Raw genomic sequence first — 26,053 nt, forward strand, 5'->3', positions numbered from 1 at the left:
CCCGGATTTTCTCGGATATATTGGTTAGGCGGCCGGCAATTGCGCGGCGCATCGGGAAGGGAGCACAGCTGATGAAACAGATAGTGGCAGGCATCGTGGCGCATGTGGACGCGGGCAAGACCACGCTGTCCGAGGCGCTGCTCTACCGCACCGGTGAGATCCGCAAATTGGGGCGAGTGGATCACGGCGATGCGTTTCTGGACACCAATTCCTTGGAGAAGGCGCGAGGCATCACGATCTTCGCGCACCAAGCGTTGGTTGAACACGGCGACCTGCGACTGACCTTGCTGGATACGCCGGGGCACGTGGACTTCGCAGCCGAAACCGAACGGGTGCTGCGCGTGCTTGATTACGCGATTCTTGTGGTCTCCGGCACGGATGGCGTGCAAGGCCATACCGAGACACTGTGGCGTCTGCTGGCCAGATACGGTGTGCCGACGTTCATCTTCGTCAACAAGTGCGACGCCGCCGGATTCGCCCGCGAGGCCATTCTGACACAGTTGCGCAAACGCCTGAGCGATGCGATATATCCGTTGCCGGCAATGGAACAGTTCACTGAGGGCAGCGCGGTACCGTTGGACGCGTTCGCCGAAGACATCGCCACCCTGGACGAGGAGGCGATGAACGACTATCTGGAACATGGCGTGCTGTCCGTGGGCAGATTGCGATCGATGATCGCCGTACGTGAGCTGTTCCCCGTATATTTCGGCTCGGCATTGAAACTCGAAGGGGTCGAGGAATTCCTGGACGGGCTGGAGACGTTCACCCGCGAACGTGAATGGCCGGCCGCCTTCGCCGCACGCGTGTTCAAGATCGCCCACGACGGCCAGCACAACCGTATGACGTGGCTGCGCGTCACCGGCGGTGCGCTCAAAGCCAAGGAGATCGTCTCCTCATCCTCGTGCGCCGCGGCGTCGACACCGTCGCCAGCGCAGGAGGATGATGGCATGGCGTGGTCCGAGAAAGTCGATCAGGTGCGCATCTACAATGGCGCCAAATTCGAGACGGTCACCGAAGTGCCGGCCGGCTCGGTATGCGCGGTGACCGGACTGACGCGGACCTTCCCCGGCGAAGGGCTGGGAGCGGAACCGGACGCCGAATCGCCGTCGCTGCAACCCGTGTTGACCTACACGGTGTTGCCCGCCGGAGCTGAATCCGATACGGCCGGCACCTCGGGAGCGGCCAAACGCGGTGGCACTGGCCATGACAGCGTGAATCGGGACGATGCCGAGCATGATGCCGCCAAGTCGGGAACCGGCCGCAATGAGGAGAACGACACTGCCGGCCAAGACGCAGAGACGGACAATAGCTCGCCGGCCCTTCCCCAGTTCGATGATCTGACCTTGCATAAGGTCATCACCGCATTGCGTGAGCTGGAAGACGAAGACCCGTTGTTGCATGTGGTGTGGGTGGAACGGCTGGCCGAGATTCATGTGCAATTGATGGGCGCAGTCCAGCTGGAAATCATCCAGCAGACCCTGCACGACCGGTTCGGTCTGGATGTGTCCTTTGGCCCCGGCTCCATCCTGTACCGTGAGACCATCACTGCGCCGGTCGAAGGCGCAGGTCATTTCGAACCGCTCCGTCATTATGCCGAAGCGCATATCCTGCTGGAACCAGGGGAGCCGGGCAGCGGAGTCACTGTGGGCTCGGCCCTGTCCGAAAATGATTTGGACCGCAATTGGCAACGGCTGATTCTGACCCACCTGACCGAGCGTGAGCATCTCGGTGTGCTCGTTGGCGCGCCGCTCACCGATATCAAGATGACTTTGGTGGCTGGCCGCGCGCATCTGAAGCATACCGAAGGCGGCGACTTCCGCCAAGCCACCTATCGTGCAATTCGTCAGGGGCTCATGGAAGCCAGAGCTGGAGTCAGTGGCCGGCCCGAGACGCCGGTCGAGAGCCGGCCGGACACCACAGGGGAGGGCAACTGCCGACTGCTGGAACCGTGGTACCGATTCCGGCTCGAAGTGCCCGCAGACATGATCGGCCGTGCCATGAGCGACATCCAGCGCATGGCCGGCACCTTCGAATCCCCGGTCACCGATGGCGAATACGCCGTGATCGAAGGCGAGGCGCCGGTGTCCGAAATGCGCGACTATGCGATGGATGTGAACCAGTACACGCACGGCCATGGCCATTTCTCCGCCACCTTCGGCGGCTACAAGCCATGCCATGACGCCGAACAGGTCATCGCAGCCGCCGCCTACGATCCCGAAGCCGATCTGGACAACACCCCCGACTCGGTCTTCTGCGCCCACGGTGCTGGCTACCCCGTCAAATGGTACAAAGTCCCCGAATTCGCCCACGTAGACTACGCCATGTGATGTCGAATCACCAAATCTGCGGACGAATGAATCCGCTGGCCTCCAAGAATCGCTGAATATCGCGCATTTCCGGCATATTAATCGAATGGGCCATGCCCGGATACACCTGTTCGGTCAACGTGCCGTGCTCGCGCCAGAACTCACCCATCGCCGCCACCTGCGCGGCAGAGAAAATATCATCGATGGCACCATGCCCGTAGAACACGGGCGGCTTCAACGAAGCCAATTCGGCATCGCCCGCAACGGACCCCGGTGCCAGCCATCCAGAGCAGGAGACGGCTGCGGCATATCGTTTCGGATTGAAACGCAGCAGATGCGCGGCCAAGAGGCCGCCCTGCGAGAATCCCATGGCAACCACCGGCCGAGTGGCGGGAATATGCTCCGCGACCCATGAATCAATGGCTTGGGCGGCCTCAGCCGCCTGCTTGTCCAACGATTCGCCCTCCGGCACACCCTCATGCGTCCACGAGCCGAACCATGTATATCCCATGCCATAGGCGATGGGTGCCTGCAAACTGGCGTAATCAGCCGAACCGGCACCGCAATAGTTCAGCAAATCGGGCAGATCGTATTCATTGGATCCCCAGCCGTGCAGCAGCACGAACACCGGGGCGGTTTCAGGACCGGTCAAACGGGTCAGAGCTTTGGTAATCTTCATAGCCTCAGTGTATCCACCGTTTAGGCGACAATATTGCCCTGATGTTCGCCCATCGAGTAACGTCCCATAAGTAATGCATATAGCGTAGCGGCCATGCCACGTGTTCTGATACTCTACGATGACACGGCAAGGGGGCCGTGGCAGGTATGTTCGCCCCCGAAATCGTACATGGGCGGCTAAGACCGTTTATGCGCAGGAGAAGAAACGAGAAGCAAAGGAAGGAGCGCGCCCGATGACATTCGATTGGTCGTTCGTGCAGCGTTACGCGCCTTTCTTCGTCAATGGCACATTGATGACCTTATTCATATCCGTGTTTGGCATACTGCTTGCCGTCGCGGTGGGTCTGGTCTGCGCTGGCGTGGAAATCGCGCGTATTCCGGTCGCCCGGCAAATCGTAAGAATCTATATCGAACTCAGCCGCAATACGCCATTGCTGGTACAGCTGTACTTTCTGTACTTCGGCCTGCCCAAACTCGGCGTAGTATGGTCCGCCGAAACCTGCGCGATAGTCGGCCTCGGATTCCTGGGCGGTTCCTACATGGCCGAGGCGATGCGCGGCGGATTGGAAGCGGTGCCCAACGTGCAGCGCGAAACCGCATACGTACTGGGACTGACCTCCACGCAAACCATCACCCGAGTCATTCTGCCGCAGGCGGTGTCCACCGCCATTCCAGGCGTAGTGGCCAATGTGATCTTCCTGTTCAAGGAATCGAGCGTCGTCTCCGCCATTGCGCTCGCCGACGTGATGTATATGGCCAAAGATCTGATCGGCATGTACTACAGCACCTATGAGTCGCTGTTCATGCTGATTGTGGCGTATCTGGTGATTCTGCTGCCGATTTCCATCTTTGGCACATGGCTGGAGAGGAGGTTCGATTATGGACGGCGCTGAAATACTGCTCCAGCCGGGCGTATTCCCACGTCTGCTGCAAGGCCTATGGGTCACCGTGTGGATAGCCGGCGTATCCGTAGGCGCGTCCATCCCGGTCGGCCTGTTGGTGGGCTGGCTGATGACGCTGAAGAACCCCGTGATCCGGGCCGCGATGCGCATCTACCTCGACTTCATCCGCATTATGCCTCAGCTGGCGTTACTGTTCCTTGCCTACTACGGTTTTGCTCGATGGTTCGATTGGAATCTCGATGCCACCGGTGCCTGCGTGCTGGTGTTCATCCTGTGGGGAGGCGCCGAGCTGGGCGATCTGGTGCGTGGCGCATTGCAGTCGATTCCCAAAGTGCAGTACGAATCGAGCTACGTACTGGGGTTGAGCCCGTGGCAGGCTTTCTCCCGGGTGATTCTGCCGCAGGCAGTTCGCCGTATGCTGCCGGCATCCGTGAACTTGGCGACACGTATCGTCAAAACAACATCGTTGGCCGTGCTGCTCGGTGTGGTCGAGGTCATCAAGGTCGGCCAGCAGATTATCGACGCGAACCGATTCCAATTCCCGACCGGAACCTTGTGGATTTATGGCGTGATTTTCTTTATGTACTTCATCGTGTGCTGGCCGCTGTCCATTGTGGCCCGCCGACTGGAAAAGAGGTGGTCGAATGACTGAACCCGAAACGACCTGCAAGGGTTTCGAGGTGGATCATCTGATCAAACAGTATGCGAATGCCGACAAGCCGGTGCTGGACGACATCTCCTTCAAGGTGGAGCATGGTTCGGTGCTCGTGGTGCTGGGTCCTTCCGGCTCGGGCAAGTCGACGCTGCTGCGCACCATCGCCGGTTTGGAACCGATTCAGGGCGGCACGATTTCCATCAACGATCAGGTGATCGATACCGGAAAACCCGGCACGGAACGAGCCGGACGATCCGACCGGTCCAGTGAACTGCGCACTCGTATCGGCATGGTGTTCCAAAGCTATGATTTGTTCCCGAACAAAACGGTGCTCGGCAACATCACCATGGCGCCGGTGCTCGTGCAGAAGCGAGACAAGGCCGAGGTGGAGGCTGAAGCAATCCGGTTGCTTGGCCGTGTGGGACTTGCCGATCGCAAGGACTCCTGGCCGCACGAATTGTCCGGCGGTCAGCGCCAGCGTGTGGCCATTTGCCGTGCGCTGGTTCTGCATCCGGAAGTACTGCTGCTCGATGAGATCACGGCGGCTCTCGACCCCGAAATGGTGCGTGAAGTGCTCGACGTGGTGCTCGAACTGGCCAAGTCCGGGCAGACGATGCTTATCGTCACCCACGAGATGCAGTTCGCGCGAGCCATCGCCGACCACATCATCTTGCTGGATGGCGGGCACATCGTCGAGGAATCGTATGATGCGCAGGCATTCTTCGAACACCCGCAAACCGAACGTGCGCAGCAGTTCCTGCACACCTTCGAATTCGAGTGATTCGATTGTGCCATATCGACGTATTTGAGAAGAAATATCAATAACAACAAGAGAAGGAGAACTCAATGAGTATCAAGGTTGGGAGATCATTCAAAGCACTGATTGCCGCAGGTGCGGCATTGGTAATGGCGGCATCCATGGCCGCATGCGGTCCGTCCGCAGGCACCCCGAGCGAAGCGAAGTCCTCTGACACAGGCAACAGCTCCAGCGCCAACGCCAAGGCCCGCAGCCTCGACGAGATCAAGAAGAGCGGCAAGATCAAGATTGCCGTCTTCTCCGACAAGGCACCATTCGGCTACGTGGACAAGGACGGCAAGTACCAGGGCTATGACGTCTACTTCGCCGAACGACTGGCCAAGGATCTGGGTGTGAAACCGGAATACACGTCGGTCGATCCGGCCGCCCGTGTGGATGTGCTCACCTCCAACAAGGTCGATTTGGTGCTCGCCAACTTCACCGTCACCGAGGAGCGCAAGGGCAAAGTCGATTTCGCCAAGCCGTACATGAAGGTTGCGCTCGGCGTGGTCTCCCCGCAGAACGCGCCGATCACCGACGTCGGCCAGCTGGACGGCAAGACCCTGATCATCGCCAAAGGCACCACGGCCGAAACCTGGTTCGAGAAGAACGCACCGAACGTCAAGCTGCAGAAGTACGACCAGTACGCCGATGCCTACAACGCACTGCTGGACGGCCGCGGCGACGCCTTCTCCACCGACAACACCGAGGTGCTCGCCTGGGCCAAGGCCAACAAGGGATTCAAGGTCGGCATCACTCGGCTCGGCGACGACGACACCATCGCCCCGGCGGTGCAGAAGGGCAACCAAGAACTGCTGGACTTCGTGAACGATGAGATCGTCAAACTCGGCAAGGACGACTTCTTCCACAAGGATTATCAGGAGACCCTGGCACCGGTGTACGGCGATGAGGTCAATCCCGACGAGATCGTGGTCGAAGGCGGTGAGGTCTGACGGACGGGTTCCGCCCAGCCGTTTGAACCGGATGGGGACTGGATTATATCGCTTCATAACCAACACATATAGCAACGCCGGCCTTCGGGCCGGCGTTTTGCGTTAAGGTCGTAACCGTGCCGCGCGGGAACGGCTTCGCGCAGATGACGCAACATTTTAAGGGGGTGCGCAATGACCAGATTCAATACTCAGCTCGTCCACGGACTGCCGGTTGACGACAATGACACCGGAGCCGTGAACCCGCCGATCTACAATTCGACGACATATGCCTTTGAGAGGGTCGATGCGATGCCCCGTTACGACTATGCGCGCAGCGGCAATCCCACACGTGACTTCCTGGAACAGCAGATCGCCCAGCTTGAGCAGGGAACGCGCGGTTTTGCGTTCGCCTCCGGCTTGGCGGCGATTCATGCCGTGCTCAGCATTTTCAAGCCCGGCGACCGTATTATTGTAGGGGACAACATTTACGGTGGGTCGTATTCGCAGCTCAATGAGTTCTTTACCCGTTGGGGCGTCGTGGTCGAATCAGTCAATACCCAGGACATTGCAGCGTTGGAGGCCGCCGTCAAGGGCGACCGCGCGAACGGCATCGCGCCTGCCCAAGCCGTCTACTTTGAAACCCTGACCAATCCGCTGCTCAAGGTCAACGACGTACGCGCCATCTCCGCAACAGCCCACCGTTACGGTGCGCTGTCCATCGTGGACAACACGTTCGTGACCCCGTACCTGCAGCAGCCGCTTTCCCTTGGCGCGGATGTGGTAATCCACTCCGCCACCAAGTACCTGGCCGGTCACTCCGACGTCAACGCCGGTCTCGTGGTCGTCTCCGGTGAGGATTTGGCCAATCGCGTGTACTTCGCCCAGAACCGTCTTGGAGGGGTACTGGCGCCCACTGAATGCGATTCGGTGCGCCGCGGCATCCAGACATTGGCCCTGCGCATGGACCGGCAGCAGGAGAATGCGAATGCCATCGCGCGGTACCTGCTCGCGCATCCGCTGGTCAAGTCCGTTCATTACCCGGGCCTGCCGGGGGCCGGTGACCAGCGACTTGCCGCCAAGGGACTGAAGGGTGCCGGTGGTGTGCTGAGCTTTGAAGTAGTGCCTGGTGTGGACCCGGCGGATGTGCTCAACAATCTGCACATCTTCCGATTGGCTGTGTCCCTTGGTGCCGTGGAATCGCTTGCGGAACTGCCTTGCCGCATGACGCATTTCGAACTGCCCCGGGAGGAGCGTCTGAAGATCGGCATCACCGATGAGCTGGTGCGTCTCGCCGTCGGCATCGAGGATGCGAACGATCTGATCGAAGACCTCGGACAGGCTTTCGATATCGCCTATGCCCGATACAGGGAACGCCACATCGACTCCGATGTACTTGGCGCATTGACTCCGAAGGTGTTCGCTTGACGTGATATGGCCGTATGTGCCGTTACGATGGATGCGATGGGAAGCCGCGGACGAAGCGCGGCGCGCAGAAAGGACATGGCATGGCCATTGATGTGTACGGCGCCACATGGTGTGGAGATTGCCGTCAGGCGAAGAACACGTTGGATGAGCTGGGTGCGGCGTATATCTGGCATAACATCGAAGAGGAGGACGGTGCCGCCGATCGTGCCGTGGCCATCAGCGGCCAGCAGCATATTCCGGTGGTGCTGTACGATGATGGCTCCTTCCAGGTGGAGCCCTCCGCCAAGGACATCAGGAACAAGCTGCGGGAGTTGAATCTGCTGACTGACTGATTGGCAGGGCCCTCTTACGGCATGAGGCGTGTGCCACCGTTGGATTGGTGGCACACGCCTCATGCGTTGTTGCGGTTGTGTGTGGACCGTACTTACAGGCTTCTGAATCGCGCCTGGCCGATGGTCACATCGAAGGATTTGCCGGCGGGGGCGTCGTACTGCAGTTCGGTGATGGCGTTGCATTGACCCTGGACGAAGCGCCAGACACGATGCCCTCCCACATCGAGATCGAAATAGTGCTCATCGGGCCGGTCGGCGTCCCCTCCTTCCGTGAGACCCAAACCAAACACGTCGGACCAGTGCGCGGCCACCGCCGCGGGGTCGGGCACCGCGAAAATCGCGCGACGGGTGTCCACTTCGCCGATGGCATGCCGGTGCAGCAGTCCGCCGCTCTCGTAGCGGGCCAGTTGCTCGGATTCGCTCGCACCCCAATCGATGACGAACGGATAGCGCAGGCCCCGATCATCGCCCTTGATCCATAGCAACCGCCAGCGTATCTCCTCACCGGCGGCCGTCGTGCGATTGCCCGGAACGATATGGCCAAGATCAAGGCCTTTGGTCGTGAGCCGTTCGGCCGCCTGTTCGATGCCATGCACGTGCAATGCCGGACGATAGAATCCCACATACTCGGGCAGCAGCTCCCCGGCTTCATGGAATATCAGCCCATGGTCCGGCGTCTCCGACAAGGCTTCCTCGCGGTCGTACAATGCCAGGAACTCCAGATAGTTATCGGCGAAGTAGGCCAGGGAGTTCTCCGTGCCATGCCCCACATGCTTGCCGCCGTATTGGGAAGTCAGCCCTGCGTCGGCGAACGTCCGTTCGGCGGACTTGAGGTCATTCACGAATTCGACCGTATGGTCCCAGGTGAATTGTTGCGTCATGATCGGCTCCCGCCTTTACTTTGCATCGCCGCCGAGCGCCGTGGTGCGCTCGACCGCCGCCAGCACCGCGGATTGTATGGATGCCGCGAATCCGGTTTTGTTCAGGGTATATGCCTCGGTGATTCCCACTCCGCCGGGGGAGTTGTTGATATTGAGCAGCACTTGAGGCAGCACGTCTTTCTGTTTGAGGAATTCGGTGCCGCCGATGATGGTGTCGAGCGCGATGGCTCTGGCCGCGTCCCGGGGCAGACCGGCCAGCACACCGGCATCCACGTAGGCGTCGATGAAATGGTAGACGATGTTCGGCGGGTAAAAACCGGTGATTACGTCGATAAGTCGTTCCTCGACATACAGCACTTTGCCGAAAGTGTTGAGGAACGCATCCACGTCCTCGCGTGCCGCGGCCCCATTCAGCGCCACGCCGCTGTAACCGTAATCCACGGTGGTGAGTGTGTTCGGGATGATGCGGGCCACACGCCACCCATGGCCGAGCCCTTGCTCAAGCTTGGCGATGGTATAGCCGGCTACGATGGAGATCACCGTGGTCTTCGCCGGGTCGAAACGTCGCGCCACTGAAGCGGCTACGCCGGCGACATCGTCTTGCGGACGCACCGCGATTACCACGATGTCGGCATCCGGGGCGTCCGTCGGTGACGCCGTCTCGGTGTTGTACGTGGATGCCAGATATTCGGCGCGTTCCCGTGAGATTTCCTCAACCCAGATGTGGTCGACCGGATATGCGGCGGCCTTACGTCGCACCGCTTCTATGATGGCGCTCGGCATATTGCCTCCGCCGATGAAATACAGGTTCGCTCCCATCGGTTCACCTCTTCTGATGATGGATACGGATGTATGTCAGTTCCCGTAATACCGCATGGATTCCCGAACCGTCGTCGTTTCTTCCGAAATGGCATATAGGTGTTCTTGATAGGCACTTCAAGGATGCAATGATTTCGCGGATGGATAAGACGCTATAAGAAATGCCTGTAATACGTGGGCGGCATTCCGCTTGACATCGGCATCGCCGATGCGCTTCGATGACGGATAACGTTGCGAATCAGAAGAAGGGACCCCAATATGGTCAATCGTCGCGCCGACTTCCACGCCATCGTCAATCATCAGTCCCGGACGCCGTATCTGGTTAGCGCCTGGCAGCATCTTGTCGGTCATGAATACGGTGCCGAGGAATTCGCCAAGGCCACCATCGATTTCGTCAATCGCTGGGATTGGGAATGGGTGAAGATCAATCCGCGCGCCATATACTATGCCGAGGCTTGGGGCTCTCGGTACGATCGCAACGATTATGCCGGATTCGTGCTGCCGAAGAAGATCGGCGCCGCGATCACCGAACCGGATGATGTGCGTGGAGTCAAGGAACTCGACGTTCGTGACAATGAGTATTTCGCCGAGGCTCTGGCCGCCGCCGCCCTTATCCGGCATGGCCTTGAGGATCGTGCCGTGCTGCAGACCGTCTTTTCGCCATTGTCCGTCCTGCTGCAGATCGCCGATCTGCCGCTGTACCCGGGTGACGATTACGCCACCGCGACGCTCCGCGTCGAAGATCTGATCTTCAATCAGCCTGATGTCGCCAAGCTGGCGCTCGCCAACATCGCCCGCACACTCGCCTCCTATGCGCGTGCGTTGGTTCGTCCCGAATCCGAAGGCGGAGCGGGACTCGACGGCGTGTTCTACGCGCTCACCGGCACAGTGAGCGAGGGTTATTTCGACGCGCAACGCTATCTTGAATTCTCCGAACCATACGATCGCATCGTGATTGACGCGGTGCATCGCGCCAACCCGGACGCCGTGGTGCTGCTGCACACCTGTCGTGCTGAATCCCACCCGAATTGGTTCGACGTGAAGGGTGTGGACCTGCTGCAGTGGGATCAGTATCAACCGGGAAACCCGCAGGTGGATGCCGACCTGACGGCTGTGCCGGTCGCCGGTGCCCCGTACGACCTGTTCACGCCGGACGGTGACGTCGAACAGGTGCGCCGCGAATTGGCCAAGACCATCGCGCTTCGTACGGGCAAACCGTTTTTGCTGGCACCAAGCTGCACGGTTCCGACCCCGGCGGGCGACGAAGCGCTGCAGGCATTGAGCGACATCCGCGTGGGCTGAGCCGGTCCCCATTTACGCTTCATGATTATTCGAATAGAGAAGGGAACATCATGACCATCAAGACAATCATCCGTACGGCGATCGCATCCGTGGTCACTGCGGGAACACTGATTGGCGTCTCCGCATGCGGCCTTGGCGGGGATGCCGCCAGCGGTTCCAGCGACGACACCGTGAACATCGGAGTCATATATCCGAAGACCGGGCAATATGCGCAATACGGCAAACTGTTCCAGCAAGGCTTCGATCTGGCGGTTGCCAAGGTGAACAAGGATGGCGGCGTCAAGGGTAAGAAGCTTGGTCTTCGATACTATGACACGCAGTCCGATGCCAAGCAAGACGCCGCAGTGGCTCCCAAGATCGTGTCGGACAAGTCGATCATCGCCGTGGTGGGTGACTATGCCTCGCCCGCATCCTCGGCCGCGTCGCCCATCTTCCAGCAGGCCGGCCTCGTGCATTACGGTTTCAATAATTCGGCACCCACCTTTACCGATACCGGGGACCACGTATGGACTCCCCAAATCGGTCAGGACAAGTATCAGAAGACTAACGCGGATATAGTGGCCAAAAAAGCCAAGAGGATCGCGGTGGTCTACATCGAGAACGACTGGGGCAAACAGGCCTATCGGTACTTCAAGCAGGAGGCCGAGAAAAACGGTACCCAGATTGTGTACGAGTCCAGCTATCTGCCCGATTCCACCGACTTGTCGCCGATTCTGATTCCTGCGCGCGATGCCAAGCCTGACGCGGTGGTCGACATCGGCTACGGGCCGGACGGCGCTCTGGTGATCAATACCCTGCGCGACAAGCTGGGGTACGACGGCCTGTACTTCGGTGGTCAGGAAACCAAGGAGTTCCTCGATCTCGCCGGCAAAAACGCCGAGGGTTCGATCATCACCGGATCCTTCTCCGCCACCGGCACCAAGGACGCCAAGGCCCAGCAGTTCGTCAAGGACTTCAAGGCCAAGTACGGCAACAACCCGGGCAATTTCGAAGTGACCGCCTACGAGGCGATCATCGATCTGGCCTATGCCGCCAACAAGACCGAACCGACCCGTGAAGGCATACAGAAGGCGCTGCAGACCGTGACGGATTTCCCGCTCTACCAGGGCAATGGCGGCACGTTCAAATTCAATCGGCAGAGTCGTCGCGCCGATAACATCGATCCGATTCTGCTCATCGTCAAAGATGGCAAGTTCGAACAATACGAAGGTTGATTCCCCGGGCTTTCCCATACACCACGAACGAGGTAACGCACACAATGTTTGATGTTCTTTTCGCCGGACTGATACACGGCAGCGCCTATGCGCTGGTCGCAGTCGGCATGTCGCTGATCTTCGGCGTCACCAACGTGGCCAACTTCGCCCAAGGTTCCATCGTGGCCGTGGGCATGATGATCGCCTGGTGGCTCGGTTCGTCATGGGGATGGGGAATCGTGCCCACATTCGTGGCGGTGCTCGTGGTTACCGCACTGCTGGGGCTGATCATGAACGTGGCGATCATCGCTCCGCTTGAAGGCCGTAAACCGATTGCGGCGCTGCTCGCCACCATTGGCGTCGGCCAGGTGCTCGACAATGGTCTGCAGATCGTTTTCGGGCCACAGACCCGACCGTTCCCGAAACTGCTGCAGACCTATAACCTGCAAGTCGCCGGCGTGCGCTTCGGCACTTCGGACATCGTGATGGTGACGCTTGCCGTCCTCTCGATGCTTGGCTTATGGGCATTCCTCAAGTTCGGCAAAGCGGGGCAGGCCATTCGCGCCACTTCCCAGGATCCCGAAGCCGCCATGCAGATGGGCATCCCGGTGAAGGCCATCCGTAACCTCTCCTTTGTGATCGGTGCCGTACTCGCCGGCGTTTCCGGCATCTTCGTGGGCTTGTTCAACGGCAACATCAATCCGATGAACGGCGGCACCATTGGTATGACGGCGTTCGTGGCGGCCACGATCGGCGGTCTAGGCTCCATCCCGGGAGCCGTGGTCGGCGGTCTTGTGCTCGGTGTGGTGGAAGCGTTCGGCATCTCTCTATTCGGAGACGGTGCACATGACCTCATCACCTTCGGCGCGTTGATCATCATCCTCATCGTGAAGCCGCAGGGTCTGCTTGGGCCGAAGACCGATGTCAAATCCGAGCCGCTTACCGGCACGTTCCTGGGAGGCGGCAGGGCGGTCGCGCTGCCTTGGTGGGGTAATCTCATCGGTGCCGTGGCACTCGTATCCACCCCGTTCTTCTTCAATGACTACCTGTCCGGCGTGGGCACTCAGGTCGCCATCTATGCCATAGCCGCCGTGGGACTGACGTTGATTTCCGGCTCCGCAGGCCAAACGATTCTGGGCATGGCAGGACCGTTCGCCGTGGGTGCCTATGCCTCCGCGATTCTGGCCACGCAGGCGCATTGGCCCTTCCTGGTGGCGTTGCCCGCCGCAGGTGTGATCGCGGCGCTTGCCGCCTCGGTGCTCACCTTCCCCGTATGGAGGTTTTCCGGCCATTATGTCGCCATCGCCACCATCGGCGTAGGTGCGGTGATGGTGGCGATCATTCGCCTCGCCGAGCCGTTGACCAAGGGGTCTCTTGGCATTCAGGGCATTCCGTTCCCGAAGGTGTTCGGCGTCACGCTGTACACGCAGCAGATGATGTATCTGCTTGACGTGATCGTGCTGCTTGTCACGCTGGTCATCGTCATGCGTATCCGAACCGCTCATCTGGGGCGCGTGTTCGAGGCCGTGGGATCGGATCGCGAGGCTTCGGAGGCGCTGTCCATCCGCACTGGCGCCTATAAGGCGCTCGCGTATGCGCTTGCCGCGTTTTTCGCAGGTCTCGCCGGTTCGTTGCTCGCGCACCAGTACACGTACATTGATCCGACGATCTTCAACTCGAACATGTCGATTCTCATCCTGACCATCATCGTGCTTGGTGGTATGAACTCTCCGCTCGGCGCGGTGCTTGGCTCCATAGTGCTGATCGGAGCGCCCGAGTTGCTGCGTTTCGCCTCCGATGCGCGCATCCTGCTGTATGGCGTGCTGCTGGTGCTTGTCATCTTGTTCCGTCCCCAGGGCCTGTTCGCCCGGAAAGGCTGAGTCGCCATGACCGATTCCGAGACCGTATTTTCCACCGTAGACGCCGTGACCGGCATCGATATCGACAACGAATGCCTCGATAACGCGGATGATCTGGCTGAATATTCCGAAAGACACCGCCAGGCCGTCCTTGACGCGCCGGTGATGCTGCGCGTGCGCGAGCTCGACAAGTCCTTCGAGGGGCTGCATGCCGTCAACAAGGTCTCTTTCGACCTGCATCAAGGTGAGGTCATTTCCATCATCGGCCCGAACGGTTCGGGAAAATCGACCACAATCAACCTGATCTCCGGTTTTCTGCAGCCTGATTCCGGGCTCATCGATCTTGCCGACGAGCCGGTTGCCGGTCTGAGCCCTGCGGACATGTCTGAACGGGGACTGCTACGCACCTTCCAGAACGGTCGTGTGTTCGGCGGTCTTACCGTCGAAGAGAACATCAATCTCGGATATCACCGGCGACTCGTCGCGGCACGCCCGTTCAAAAGCCTGCAAAGGTATCCGATCGCGCGTTGGCTGTCGTTGCTCGCCGAGACCGGCGTGGCGCTGGTTCCCGGACCGCGGACTCGGCGCGAAGCCGATGAGGTGAACATCCGCGTGGATCGGGAGATCGACCGTTTCCGTGAACGACTGAGCGCGCGTCGACGGGATTGCACCTACACGTTGTCGTACGCGAATCGTCGTCGTACCGAAATCGCCCGTGCCCACATCAGCGAACCGAAGATCCTGCTGCTCGATGAGCCGACCGCCGGCATGAACCAGTCGGAGACCGCCGAAGTGCTTCGTCAACTGCAGTATCTGAAAGCGCAGGGACATACCATCCTATTGGTCGAGCACAAGATCGATCTGGTCACTGCATTGTCCGACCGTGTGCTTGCGATGGATGGCGGCCGCGTCATCGCGCAAGGCGCCCCGGATGATGTGCGCAATGCCCCGCAGGTGGTCGAGGCGTATCTCGGCAAGCGGCGTGAGATGAACCATACCCGGGTCGCCGGGCAGTCGCATGTGCTTGCGATGCAGAACTCCATTGGTGCCGTCGTCGAAGTCGAGGGCACCGGTGCCGGTACCGGACGAGATGAAACCGGGACGTTGGATGATGGCGGGGATGCCCTGCTTGCGCTCGATGGAGTGAATGTGTATTACGGGCAGGTCCACGCGTTGCAGAACGTGTCGATCTGCGTACCCAAAGGGGCCATCGTCTCTCTGCTGGGAGGCAACGCTTCCGGCAAGTCGACCACGATGAAGACGATTTTGGGCATCAATCATCCGAAGACCGGTTCGCTGTGGTTCCAAGGCGAGGATGTGACCGGACTGTCCACGCGCAGACGGGTCCAAGCCGGTATCGCCGCCGTGCCCGAGGCGAGGCGCGTGTTTCCGCAGATGACGGTGGAGGAGAATCTGTTGTCTGGCGCCTATACGCGACACGACGGGGAGGGTGTGGCCGGCGATCTGGAAGCCATGTACGATCGTTTCCCGCGTTTGAAGGAACGTCGTATGCAGCAGGCCGGCACGATGTCCGGCGGCGAGCAGCAGATGCTGGCGTTCGCGCGAGCCCTGATGAGTCGCCCGAAGATCATCTGCATGGACGAGCCGACGATGGGCTTGTCTCCCAAACTCGTCGAAGACGTACTCGAACAGATAGCGCGACTGCGTGACGAATTGGGCGTTTCCGTGCTCATGGTCGAACAGCAGGCCGAGCTGGCTCTCTCGATCGCCGACTATGGTTATGTGCTGCAGAACGGACGTATCCGGCTGCACGGCAAAGCCGGCGACCTGCTCGGCAACGAGCGGGTGCAGGAGGCGTATTTGGGAGGAGTGAAACAATGAGCGAAGCCGAAGGGATTGAGACGTCCTCGCATCCGTCCGTCATCGCCGTCACGCAAAGGAGGTTCCGGTGACCGCAGCAACAACCCGATCGGGCGCATCCCCGACGGCGTTCGTAGCACTTCCCGATGCTCTGAACGCTGATGTGCAGGAATGGTACCGCTGGTTCCATCGTCATCCTGAACTCTCCTATGAAGAGTTCGGCACCACGGCGCGCATCCGTGAGATTCTGGAATCGCATGGCGTTGAAATCCTCGAATCGGGACTCAGGACCGGCGTGGTGGCCATCGTGCGCGGCGCAAGCGCCAAGCCCGTCATCGCCCTGCGCGGTGACATCGATGGGCTGCCCATCACCGAGAATACCGGACTTGACTACGCTTCGGATAATGCCGGAGTTATGCACGGCTGCGGTCATGACTTCAACCTCACCGTGGCGTTGGGCGCGGCGATTCTGCTCAATGAACGGCGTGCCTCATTGCCTGGTACCGTCAAGATCATCTTCCAGCCGGCAGAGGAAGGTCGTGCTACCGCGGAGCGCCCCACGGGTTCCGTGCAGGTGCTGAACACGGGTGTGCTGGACGATGTCGAGGCGTTTTTCGGCACGCACGATGCAGCCGGACCGGTTGGGTCCATACTCATACGTGAGGGTGGCATCACCGGCGCGGTCGACAAATTCCAGGTTGCCATTCACGGCAAGGGCGCGCATGCAGCCGAACCGGAGGATGGCATCGACCCGATCACCGTGCTGACGAACGTGGTGCAGGGGTTGCAGGCGGTCATTGGGCGCAATCTCGACCCTCGCCATCCGCGGGTGTTGTCCGTCACGCATATAGAAGCCGGCAATTCGTGGAATGTGATTCCGCAGGATGCCTTCTTCGAAGGCACGGTGCGCACTACCGAGCCGCAGGACCGGGTTCTCGCCAAGAAGCGCGCCATCGCCATCATCAACAACACGGCCGCCGCCTACGGTGCCACTGCCGATGTCTCGTGGTTCTTCGGATCGCCTTCCGTGTTCAACGACGCCGGATGGACCCGCATCGGACGAGAAGTCATCGCCGAGCAGGGGCTTCACGCGGATGATGATCATCCTCAACTGGGAGGAGAGGATTTCTCATATTACCTTGATCGCAAGCCCGGCCTGTTCGTGCACATCGGTGCCGGTGAGACCGGTGCCGCGCATGGGCCGACGTTCCGGCCGAATCCGGCCGCCATCGGCTACGGCATACGCTTTCTCACGGCCATCGCGCAGAAAGCGCTCAACGAGTTACGATGAACGCACCCCACCTATCATTCCGGTTGATACCGAACGATAAGAAATGCCTGTACCCGCAAGCACGTGTTACGGTGCTTCGATTCCTACACTGGTGCCGTATCAGTATGGGCGTCCGTCGGTGTTCCCTAAGGGACGGCGGCATGACATTGAGGGGATAATTCATGGCGAGGGATTTCGTTACCGCGGCTATTCACGGCGGCTATGACCGGGCGGCTCACGGTGAGGCGGCGAACCCGCCGATTTACGCCAGTGCGGCGTTTGACATGGTCAGCGCCGCGCATGGTGACGCGCTGGGTGCCGGCGAAGCCGAGGGCTTCTCGTACTCGCGTGTGGCGAATCCCACTGTGGATGTGTTCGAGCGTCGTTTGGCGGAACTCGAAGGTGGCATGAGCGCGGTGGCCGTCGCCTCCGGCATGGCTGCGGTGTCGTATGCGCTGTTGTGTGCCGCCGAAGGTGGTGGTCGCATCATCTCTCCGACCAACCTGTACGGCGCTTCCGTCGATGCCATGGAGACCTTCTTCCCGCAGTTCGGAGTCCATGCCGATTTCGTGCGCGACATCAACGACCTCGATGAGGTCGCTTCGAAGATCGGGCCGGACACCCGCGCCATCTACACCGAATCCGTTGCAAATCCATCCACTGAAATCACCGATATTGAACCATTGGCGGAACTCGCGCATCGCAACGGTATTCCGCTTATCGTCGACAATACCGTGCCCACCCCGTACCTCTTCCGGCCCATCGAGTTCGGAGCCGATATCGTGGTGCATTCCACCACGAAAGGCATCACCGGGCACGGCAACGCCATCGGCGGAGTGGTTATCGACGGCGGAAACTTCGATTGGGCCAACGGCAGATTCCCGCAGTTCACCACTCCCGAACTGGTCGTCAGCGATGAACGCAAAGGAATAGCGCGCAGCTTCGCCAGCAGATTCGGCCGCGAGGCGTTCATTCGCCGTGTACGCATCAAATATCTGCGCACTTTCGGCGCGGTGCCCAGCCCGTTCAATACATACCTGTCGATGGTGGGATTGGAGACACTGGCTGTGCGTGAACGGCAGGAAGTCGAATCGGCCATGCGTATTGCCGAGCATCTCACGCATGCGCCGCATGTGCTCAAGGTCAATTATTCCGGTTTGGGCAACACGGGTCAGTATGATCTGGTCGCCAAATACTTCCCCAAAGGAATCGGCACGATACTGTCGTTCCTCGTCGACGGCGATGAGAACAACGTGAGACGCATCCTCGACGGAACCGAGGTATTCTCCTATGTGCCGAACATCGGAGACGCGCGTTCGCTGATCGTCGATCCTGCGCGCATCACGCATCGCGAGGTTCCTTTGGATGCGCGCATCGCCGCCGGAGTCAGCGATAATCTCATCAGACTTTCCATCGGATTGGAAAACGTCGATGATTTGATTGCGGACCTTGACCAAGCCATTGCCAACGCATACTGACGTGTATCGCTTACGTATGCGGATAATTGTTCGTTCTGAGAAAAACCTGCGCTGTTATTCTTGAGGCGTTGTGAATTTGGGTTGTTGTATGGTGTGAATAGCACTCCATAGGCACTGGATATAACCACGCCGAAACACAGGTGAGCAAGCGCGTCTACGGTAAGGGATTGTGCTTCGCGAACGAGCGTTGACGTGCATAACAGCAGCGAAAAGGGAGTATCGGGATGATTCGGATTAGGGGAGTGAGCAAGAGCTTTGCCGACACCACCGTGCTGGATGGGCTTGATCTTGACATTCCTCGACAAAATGTGGTTACTGTCATCGGCCCCTCAGGCTCCGGTAAATCCACACTGTTGCGCATTCTGGATTTCCTTGAGCACGCGGATTCCGGTACCGTCGATTTCGGTGATGGTCTTGTGGATTTGACCACTACCAAATCTGCCGACATTCACAAGGTGCGTTCGAAAATCGGGTTCGTGTTTCAGAACTACAACCTGTTTTTGAACAAGACGGCATTGCAGAATGTGACCGAACCGTTGGTGTATTCCAAGGGAATCAAGCCTGATGAAGCCCGCAAGATCGCTATTGAGCAACTCGATCGTGTGGGACTTGCCGATTTTCATGATCGGTATCCGAGCACACTGTCCGGCGGGCAACAGCAGCGTGTGAGCATCGCCCGCGCCGTGGCTATGAATCCTGAGCTGTTGGTGCTTGACGAGCCCACTTCGGCATTGGATCCGGAAATGGTCAACGGGGTGCTGGGGGTCATCAAGCAACTCGGTAGCGAAGGCATGACCATGCTGATGGTCACCCATGAGATGCGGTTCGCCTATGAGGCATCGAATCATGTGGTGTTCATCGAAGGAGGCCATGTGGTCGAGCAGGGTGATCCGAAGCGGATCTTCGAACATCCGCAGGAGGAGCGTACCGTCGAGTTCCTGTCTTCAACCAACAATGTGCTGATGATTCCGGTGACTCGGTAGAGGCGTTTCACGGCTGTTGTAATTAATTGTGACAATATCAAGAGAGGGGTTTGTCATGTTCAATAATCAAGTGATTCGCAAGGCTGCGGCTTTGCTGTCCGGTGTCGCCGTGCTGGTTTCGGTTGCCGCATGCGGTTCGGCTTCCGCTTCCAACTCCAGTGCATTGGAGCAGGTCAAGCAGGCCGGCAAAATCGTGTTCGCCACTGAGGGCACCTATGCTCCGTTCAGTTACCATGACTCCAAAACCAATGAGCTGACCGGTTACGATGTCGAGGTGGCCAAGGCCATTGCCAAGGAGGTCGGTATCAAGGCCGAGTTTGCCGAGGGCAGCTTCGACTCCCTGCTTGCCGGTGTGGATGCCAAGAAGTATGATACGGTTGCCGATCAGATTTCCGCCACCGACGAGCGCAAGGCCAAGTATGATTTCTCCGAACCATACACCTACTCCTACGGTGTCGTCATTACCTCCAAGGAGAACCCGAAGAACGTCACTTCGTTCGATGACGTCAAGGGGCTTCGCGCCGCTGAAACCGGTACCTCCAACTGGAACAAGACCGCTCAGGAGAAGGGCGCTACTATCGTTCAGGTTAACGATTTCGGTCAGCAGGTCAATGCCATCACGTCCGGTCGTGCAGATGTGTCATTGAACGATGGCCTTGCTGCGCTCGACTACCTGAAGCAGAAGCCGGATGCGGACATCAAGATTGCCGCCAAGTCCGAGAAGACTCCGGCCGCCTACCTGCCGTTCCGCAAGGGCAGCGATGACTTGGTCAAGGAAGTCAACAAAGCCATTGTCAAGCTGCAGAAGGATGGCACATTGACCAAGATCTCCGAAAAGTACTTTGGCGAGGACTTCTCTCAGGAGTGACATGTTTCCCGGCTCTCCTGTAATTAGGGGAGCCGGGAAATATGAGCTGGCCTCGTGAAGATTACGAGCAGACGCAACATATACCACACAACAAAGGATGACCAATGGACGCACGAGTATGGGGAATAGTCGTAGATTCCTTTGCTAAGCTACTGATTCCCGGTATCACTGTGACCATTCCGCTGACGCTGATTTCCTTCGCTCTCGGTTTGATACTGGCGATTGTGGTGGCGCTGGTGCGTGTGGCTAAAGTACCTGTGGCCTCCCAAATCGCGTGGTTCTACATTTGGGTGTTTCGTGGTACGCCGTTGCTGGTGCAGTTGTTCGTTATCTTCTTTGGATTGCCGTCCGTTGGCATTACGATTCCGGCATTGCCTTCCGCGGTAATCGCGTTCTCGCTGAATGTGGGCGCCTATGCCGCCGAAACATTGCGTGGTGCGATTCTTGCCGTGCCTAAGGGACAGCTTGAAGCTGGCTTGGCGGCGAACATGCCGTATGTGACGATTATGCGCCGCATTATTCTGCCGCAAGCATTCCGTTCCGCCTTCCCTGCATTGTTCAACTCCTTCATTGCATTGGTCAAGGACACGTCTCTCGCGGCGAACATCACCGTGGTGGAAATGTTCATGACGGCCCAGCGCATTGTGGCGATTTACTACGAGCCGCTGGTCCTATACATTGAAGTGGGCTTGATCTACTTGCTCTTCTGCACGTTGCTTGGATGGCTTCAGGATTACTGCGAGAAGAAGCTCAACGAACACTTCTGATGTGTTTATATGGCGGCAGTGCTTGATTCAAGTCGGGTGTTTCCTTGGTTGAAATGCCCGACTTTGTTGTTCCTGACGTGCGACTTGGCTGATTCAAGCATTAGTGCACAAGATGTGGCTGCCGGAGTGAATGGAACATGAAATCTGACGTTCGCTTTCTTGGACTTGCCTGTGAGAGCTATCAGTTACCGGGCGTGCGCTGGTAGCATGGATGGTGTTGGGGCGCGGCACAACGATATGCCGTGCTTGACCCTTGTGAGAGGAGTTTTATATGACCATCGCAAGTATGTTGGGCGGAACCATGCTGTTGGTGCTGATTCTATTAGTCGTTCTTATCGTGCTGCTGTTCGCCTCGTTGTTCATCGTGCCGCAGCAGCAGGCGTACATCATCGAACGCTTCGGCAAGTTCCTGAAGGTCCAGTTCGCCGGCATCCACATCCGCATACCGTTCGTCGACAGCATCGCCATGAAGACGAACATGCGAGTCAACCAGCTTAACGTGCAGCTGGAAACCAAGACGTTGGACAACGTGTTCGTGACCGTCGTGGCCTCCACCCAGTTCCGCGTGAACCCGAACGACGTGGCCACCGCCTACTATGAGCTGCGCGATCCGGCCGGTCAGTTGAGAAGCTACATGGAGGATGCGTTGCGCTCCGCCATTCCCGCTCTGACCTTGGACGACGCCTTCGCCCGAAAGGACGACGTGGCGTTCGACGTGCAGAAAACCGTCGGCGCCGAGATGAGCCGTTTCGGCTTCACCGTGGTCAAGACGCTGATCACCGCCATCGATCCGAGCCCACAGGTGAAGAACGCGATGGACTCCATCAACGCCGCCCAGCGCGAGAAGGAGGCCACCCGCCAGCGTGCCGAAGCCCAGCGCATCCAGATCGAGACGCAGGCCGCCGCCGACGCGGAGAAAACCCGTCTGCAGGGTGAAGGCCAGGCCAACTACCGCCGTGAAATCGCCAACGGTATCGTCGATCAGATCAAGAGTCTGCAGGCCGTGGGCATGGACATCAACGATGTGAACAACGTGGTGCTGTTCAACCAGTATCTTGACGTGATGCGTTCGTTGTCCGAATCGAACAACACCAAGACCGTGGTGCTGCCCGCCTCCACGCCCGGCGGTTACCAGGACCTCTACGAGCAGGTCACCAAGGCCATGCTCACCGCGGCCGAGACGAAGTAATCACCCCGTTTGCAAATCCTCATCCATCGATAGTGAAGCCCCTCCAAGCGAGGGGCTTCACTGCGTTCCGCGCTGATTCCGACAAGTGCGCAAATGGGCCGTATACAGATTGTGACGAGTGTGAGAATCATCTACTTATAGATTGTGACGAATGCAAAAATACGGCATTTACAGAACTCGATAAGTGTAAAATACAGGATATTACAAAATCAGACGAGTGTGAAACGAAGGGGTGGAACATGTTGAAACGCAAGGCATATCAGCGTATTGCTTTCTGGAAAGAGCATAAGACCAACCAAGCATTGCTCATTACCGGTGCACGGCAGGTTGGGAAGACATATCTGGTTGAGGAATTTGGGCAGAACGAGTATGAGCATATGGCTGAGTTCAACCTATTGCTTGACGACAGCGTGCGTCGTTCGTTTGCGCAAGCCACCAGTCCCGATGATTTGATGCTGCGTATTTCTGTTGCTGCACAAGGGCCGTTGGTTGTAGGGAAGACGCTTATCTTCATTGATGAAATTCAAGCATGCCCACAGATTGTCACTTTTATCAAAGGACTGGTGGACCGGGGAGACTATGACTATATTCTTTCCGGCTCATTATTGGGCGTAGAACTGGAGGATGTGCGCTCCCTGCCTGTCGGATACTTGGATGAATTTATCATGTATCCACTGGATTTTGAAGAATTCTGTTGGGCACTGGGGCTGTCGGAAACCGTCTTCGACATTGTTCGTGACAGTTACGGTGCCGTAAAACCCGTTCCTGATTTTGTCCATCAGCGTTTGACGGATTTGTTCCACCGGTATCTGTTAGTCGGTGGTATGCCGGCTGCAGTGACTTCGTTTGTTGAGAGCAAGGTCATCGATCCAGTGCGTGCGATTCAGACCAATATTCGCGCATACTATGAGCATGACATTAAGCAGTATGCGCCGAAGGATAAGAGACTGGTCATTCAAGAAATGTATCGACTTATCCCTAGTGAACTGCAAAGTCAAAATCGCAGATTCCAAGTCAGTTCTATTGCCGAAGTCAAACGATTCTCGCAGATTGAAGATGAATTCCTTTGGCTTACCCGTGCTAATGTTGCGCTGCCCGTATTTAATGTTGCCGCCCCCGTGGCCCCGCTGAGAGCCAGCAAAGAACGTCGATTGCTAAAACTGTTCTATTCCGATGTTGGATTGCTGACCAGCTCGTATGGAAAAAAGTCAGCACTGGGCATACTGGATGGTCAGGCTGCGATGAACATGGGGGGAGTCTATGAGAATGTCGTGGCTCAGGAACTTACCGCGCATGGATTCACCAATCTGTATTACTTTACGAAAAAAGGAATTGGCGAACTGGATTTCCTGATAGAGACCGATGATGGTGATGTTTTGGCCCTGGAGATTAAGTCGGGCAGATATTACCGTTCTCATGCGGCGCTTGACAATGCGTTGAGCGCTGACGGCTACACCATTGACAAGGCGATGGTGTTCGCGGAAACCAACGTGTTCCAAGAGGAAGGCGTCACATATTTGCCGATGTATATGCTCACGATGCTGGTTAATGAGTGATCGGTGCCTTGGTGGTGCGATGCAGGCGATATTTGTGATGGCGGTCGATAAGGAGGTGCTCAACGATTCTGTTGTCGGACCGGTTCCGAGCTGGTCATGAGGCGTCATTGGAAAGTTGCGGTATGTAGGGTGGTGTCTTTGCCGAGAGCATAGTGTTCTATCATTACATCTGTGTTTCGCTATTGTGGGGAGGCGTTGTAAATGCCGATTGTCGCGGGATTTCGGCCGTTTTGTGATGCGGTGGCGACGTCGTGGCGGACGAGTGCGTATGCGTTGCGTAGGCGTCCGGTGCGTACGGTGGTGATGTGGCTGTCGATGTTGGTGATGATGGCGATGCCGTCGTTGCAGGTGTGGCTGATCGGTTGGGCGTGCGGCCCGGACGGGCTTGGTATGGGGTCGGGGCTGGGCGTGGGCCGGTTCGCGGTGATCCTGGCGGTGCTGACGGTGGGCGCGGTGTTGATGTCGGTGTCGTCGTCGTTGGCGCAGAACATGCGTGACTTGTTGCAGGAGCCATTGATGGCCGAATACCAGTCCGATCTGACCGACGCGCTGGCGCGTCTGACTCCCGCGCAGACGTTGGACGACGAGGTGACGACGCAGGTGCGGGCCGCGCGCGACGCGATCCCGTACAACGTGGCTTCGCAGGCCGCGGACGCGACCTCAGTGGTGGGCGCGCTGGCGTCGATGGTCATGCTGGCCGCGTCCTTGTGGCATATGCATCCGTTGGCGGCGCTGATGATCGCGTTGGCGATGGTCCCGGAGCTGTTGGCCCAGTTCGGCGTGGAGAAGCTCACGAACGAGTTATGGCCCAAGCGCGGCAGGGAGTCGCGTCGGGCGAACTATTTCGAGCGGTTGTTGGATTATCCACCGTCGAGCACGGAGATCGCGGCCACGGCCGGTTCGTTCGGCATCCCTGCGCAGGCGCGCGTGCGCTATTTCAATATGGCCGGCATGTGGGAGCGTATCTCGTGGCGCACGGTGCAGTTGACCGGTGTGAGTTCGCTCGTGTTCGCCGTGCTGACGGGCGGCGCGTTCTGGCTGATCCTGACGTCCGGCCATGCGTCCGTGTCGAGCATCCCGGCCGCGTTGGTGGGCATCATGACGGGATTGTCGGTCACGCGCACCACTGGCGAGGCGTTCGGCAACCTCATGGCGTCCACGCCGATGATTCTTGCCTACGAACGGCTCATGGGCCTGCTGCGCGCGAACCCCGCGATCCCCGAAACGACCGGTCCGGTCGGCGTGCACGTGGAGCATCTGACGTACGCGTATCCGACTGTTGCAAAGCATGACGATGACGCGGATGACGCGTCGGCAGCGTCGGTTCCGGCCGTTCAGACTCCGGCGTTGGACGACGTGTCGTTGGATGTCGAAGCGGGATCGATCGTCGCACTGGTGGGCGAGAACGGGTCAGGCAAGACCACGCTCGTCAAGCTCATCGCCGGCATCCTCGACGCCCCGGACGGCACCGTGACCCTGCCCTCGGGCGCGGACGGCGGGAACGGTCGTACCTTGGGGTCGTGGGCCGAACGGTTGGGCGCGTCGAGCATGGTGTTCCAGGATTTCACGCACATCGAGGTGACCGTGCGCGAGTTCATCGATCCCGCTCTGCGGCAATCGGACGATGAGTTATGTGACGGGTTGCGTCGCGCCCGCGCGCTCGACATCGTGGATGGGCTTCCCGGCGGCTTGGATACGCAGCTCGGTCAGGAGTGGGGCGGCGTTGGCCTGTCCGGCGGGCAATGGCAGCGGCTTGCGCTGGCCCGCACGTTCCTGTCCGGCAAGCCGTTGTGGATACTCGACGAGCCGACCGCCGCGGTCGACGCCACCGCCGAGGCCGCAATCTACCATGATCTGATCGCCAACCGTCCGGCGGGCACCACTGTGATCGGCATCAGCCACCGGCCCCGCGTGCTAACCGGCATGGACCGGATTATCGTCCTCGACCACGGCCACGTCAATGAAACCGGCACCTACCGTCAACTGGTCGACCGCAACGGCACCTTCGCCCGGCTCGCACACGACAGCCTCGAATGAGCTC

The 26,053-nt window shown here is 58.8% G+C and carries 23 protein-coding genes; 19 read left to right on the forward strand and 4 right to left on the reverse strand.

Annotated elements, in window-relative coordinates:
- Positions 1 to 71: 71 nt before the first annotated feature.
- Entirely contained in the window at positions 72 to 2,327 is a 2,256-nt protein-coding gene (locus tag FYJ31_RS07075) for an elongation factor G (protein ID WP_154536359.1), read from the forward strand.
- A gap of 7 nt (positions 2,328 to 2,334) precedes the next feature.
- Here FYJ31_RS07075 and FYJ31_RS07080 read toward each other — a convergent pair whose 3' ends face one another.
- Entirely contained in the window at positions 2,335 to 2,985 is a 651-nt protein-coding gene (locus FYJ31_RS07080) for an alpha/beta hydrolase (protein WP_154536360.1), read from the reverse strand.
- A 232-nt stretch (positions 2,986 to 3,217) separates the two neighbouring features.
- Between FYJ31_RS07080 and FYJ31_RS07085 the strand changes: the two genes are divergently transcribed.
- From FYJ31_RS07085 to FYJ31_RS07110, 6 genes are all read left to right on the forward strand, one after another.
- A complete protein-coding gene (locus FYJ31_RS07085) occupies positions 3,218 to 3,877 on the forward strand; it encodes an amino acid ABC transporter permease (RefSeq protein WP_012577133.1) in 660 nt (219 codons plus the stop codon).
- On the forward strand, positions 3,864 to 4,538 hold the full coding sequence (locus FYJ31_RS07090) for an amino acid ABC transporter permease (RefSeq protein ID WP_012577134.1): 675 nt from the start codon (positions 3,864 to 3,866) through the stop codon (positions 4,536 to 4,538). The genes FYJ31_RS07085 and FYJ31_RS07090 overlap by 14 nt, the downstream gene beginning before the upstream one ends.
- Positions 4,531 to 5,322, forward strand: a complete 792-nt coding sequence (locus FYJ31_RS07095) for an amino acid ABC transporter ATP-binding protein (RefSeq protein WP_012577135.1) — start codon at positions 4,531 to 4,533, stop codon at positions 5,320 to 5,322. The genes FYJ31_RS07090 and FYJ31_RS07095 overlap by 8 nt, the downstream gene beginning before the upstream one ends.
- Positions 5,323 to 5,387: 65 nt before the next feature.
- The gene (locus tag FYJ31_RS07100; protein WP_154536362.1) at positions 5,388 to 6,290 is read left to right on the forward strand and encodes a cysteine ABC transporter substrate-binding protein; all 903 of its coding nucleotides are present in this window, start codon (positions 5,388 to 5,390) and stop codon (positions 6,288 to 6,290) included.
- A 171-nt stretch (positions 6,291 to 6,461) separates the two neighbouring features.
- Positions 6,462 to 7,694 (forward strand): trans-sulfuration enzyme family protein, encoded by a 1,233-nt coding sequence (locus tag FYJ31_RS07105; RefSeq protein WP_154536363.1) that lies wholly within the window; start codon positions 6,462 to 6,464, stop codon positions 7,692 to 7,694.
- An 80-nt stretch (positions 7,695 to 7,774) separates the two neighbouring features.
- Positions 7,775 to 8,026: a mycoredoxin gene (locus FYJ31_RS07110; protein ID WP_012577138.1), complete on the forward strand. Its 252-nt coding sequence runs from the start codon at positions 7,775 to 7,777 to the stop codon at positions 8,024 to 8,026.
- Positions 8,027 to 8,118: 92 nt separating this feature from the next.
- Here the strand turns inward: FYJ31_RS07110 and FYJ31_RS07115 are convergent, their stop codons facing one another.
- The gene (locus tag FYJ31_RS07115) at positions 8,119 to 8,907 is read right to left on the reverse strand and encodes a VOC family protein (RefSeq protein ID WP_154536364.1); all 789 of its coding nucleotides are present in this window, start codon (positions 8,905 to 8,907) and stop codon (positions 8,119 to 8,121) included.
- Between the two features lie 15 nt (positions 8,908 to 8,922).
- Positions 8,923 to 9,726: a pyrroline-5-carboxylate reductase family protein gene (locus FYJ31_RS07120; protein ID WP_012577140.1), complete on the reverse strand. Its 804-nt coding sequence runs from the start codon at positions 9,724 to 9,726 to the stop codon at positions 8,923 to 8,925.
- A gap of 258 nt (positions 9,727 to 9,984) precedes the next feature.
- Here FYJ31_RS07120 and FYJ31_RS07125 point away from each other — a divergent pair, with 258 nt between their 5' ends.
- The 11 genes from FYJ31_RS07125 to FYJ31_RS07175 all read left to right on the forward strand — a co-directional run bounded on the left by FYJ31_RS07125 (position 9,985) and on the right by FYJ31_RS07175 (position 24,012).
- On the forward strand, positions 9,985 to 11,028 hold the full coding sequence (locus FYJ31_RS07125; RefSeq protein WP_154536365.1) for a uroporphyrinogen decarboxylase family protein: 1,044 nt from the start codon (positions 9,985 to 9,987) through the stop codon (positions 11,026 to 11,028).
- 50 nt (positions 11,029 to 11,078) lie between these two features.
- Positions 11,079 to 12,242 (forward strand): ABC transporter substrate-binding protein, encoded by a 1,164-nt coding sequence (locus FYJ31_RS07130; protein WP_065474467.1) that lies wholly within the window; start codon positions 11,079 to 11,081, stop codon positions 12,240 to 12,242.
- 44 nt (positions 12,243 to 12,286) lie between these two features.
- Positions 12,287 to 14,101 (forward strand): ABC transporter permease, encoded by a 1,815-nt coding sequence (locus FYJ31_RS07135; RefSeq protein WP_065474464.1) that lies wholly within the window; start codon positions 12,287 to 12,289, stop codon positions 14,099 to 14,101.
- Positions 14,102 to 14,107: 6 nt separating this feature from the next.
- Positions 14,108 to 15,922, forward strand: a complete 1,815-nt coding sequence (locus tag FYJ31_RS07140; protein ID WP_144098991.1) for an ATP-binding cassette domain-containing protein — start codon at positions 14,108 to 14,110, stop codon at positions 15,920 to 15,922.
- A gap of 67 nt (positions 15,923 to 15,989) precedes the next feature.
- Positions 15,990 to 17,192: an amidohydrolase gene (locus tag FYJ31_RS07145; RefSeq protein ID WP_077424469.1), complete on the forward strand. Its 1,203-nt coding sequence runs from the start codon at positions 15,990 to 15,992 to the stop codon at positions 17,190 to 17,192.
- A 161-nt stretch (positions 17,193 to 17,353) separates the two neighbouring features.
- Positions 17,354 to 18,649 carry an O-acetylhomoserine aminocarboxypropyltransferase/cysteine synthase family protein gene (locus FYJ31_RS07150; protein WP_144098990.1) on the forward strand — a complete coding sequence of 432 codons (1,296 nt, stop codon included), beginning with the start codon at positions 17,354 to 17,356 and terminating at the stop codon, positions 18,647 to 18,649.
- A 224-nt stretch (positions 18,650 to 18,873) separates the two neighbouring features.
- Entirely contained in the window at positions 18,874 to 19,632 is a 759-nt protein-coding gene (locus FYJ31_RS07155; protein ID WP_008782668.1) for an amino acid ABC transporter ATP-binding protein, read from the forward strand.
- A gap of 55 nt (positions 19,633 to 19,687) precedes the next feature.
- Positions 19,688 to 20,500, forward strand: a complete 813-nt coding sequence (locus FYJ31_RS07160) for a transporter substrate-binding domain-containing protein (RefSeq protein ID WP_013141051.1) — start codon at positions 19,688 to 19,690, stop codon at positions 20,498 to 20,500.
- 104 nt (positions 20,501 to 20,604) lie between these two features.
- Positions 20,605 to 21,267, forward strand: a complete 663-nt coding sequence (locus FYJ31_RS07165) for an amino acid ABC transporter permease (protein WP_008782666.1) — start codon at positions 20,605 to 20,607, stop codon at positions 21,265 to 21,267.
- A gap of 301 nt (positions 21,268 to 21,568) precedes the next feature.
- Positions 21,569 to 22,456: an SPFH domain-containing protein gene (locus FYJ31_RS07170; RefSeq protein WP_406795425.1), complete on the forward strand. Its 888-nt coding sequence runs from the start codon at positions 21,569 to 21,571 to the stop codon at positions 22,454 to 22,456.
- 239 nt (positions 22,457 to 22,695) lie between these two features.
- The gene (locus tag FYJ31_RS07175) at positions 22,696 to 24,012 is read left to right on the forward strand and encodes an ATP-binding protein (RefSeq protein WP_143723558.1); all 1,317 of its coding nucleotides are present in this window, start codon (positions 22,696 to 22,698) and stop codon (positions 24,010 to 24,012) included.
- Between the two features lie 179 nt (positions 24,013 to 24,191).
- Here FYJ31_RS07175 and FYJ31_RS12780 read toward each other — a convergent pair whose 3' ends face one another.
- The gene (locus FYJ31_RS12780; RefSeq protein ID WP_229773902.1) at positions 24,192 to 24,503 is read right to left on the reverse strand and encodes a hypothetical protein; all 312 of its coding nucleotides are present in this window, start codon (positions 24,501 to 24,503) and stop codon (positions 24,192 to 24,194) included.
- Here FYJ31_RS12780 and FYJ31_RS07180 point away from each other — a divergent pair.
- A complete protein-coding gene (locus FYJ31_RS07180) occupies positions 24,502 to 26,049 on the forward strand; it encodes an ATP-binding cassette domain-containing protein (RefSeq protein ID WP_229773906.1) in 1,548 nt (515 codons plus the stop codon). The two genes, FYJ31_RS12780 and FYJ31_RS07180, sit on opposite strands and share 2 nt — an antisense overlap.
- The last annotated feature ends 4 nt before the right edge of the window (positions 26,050 to 26,053 follow it).

It is taken from the genome of Bifidobacterium sp. WCA-178-WT-4B (assembly GCF_009696495.1).
GTDB classification, from domain to species: domain Bacteria; phylum Actinomycetota; class Actinomycetes; order Actinomycetales; family Bifidobacteriaceae; genus Bifidobacterium; species Bifidobacterium infantis.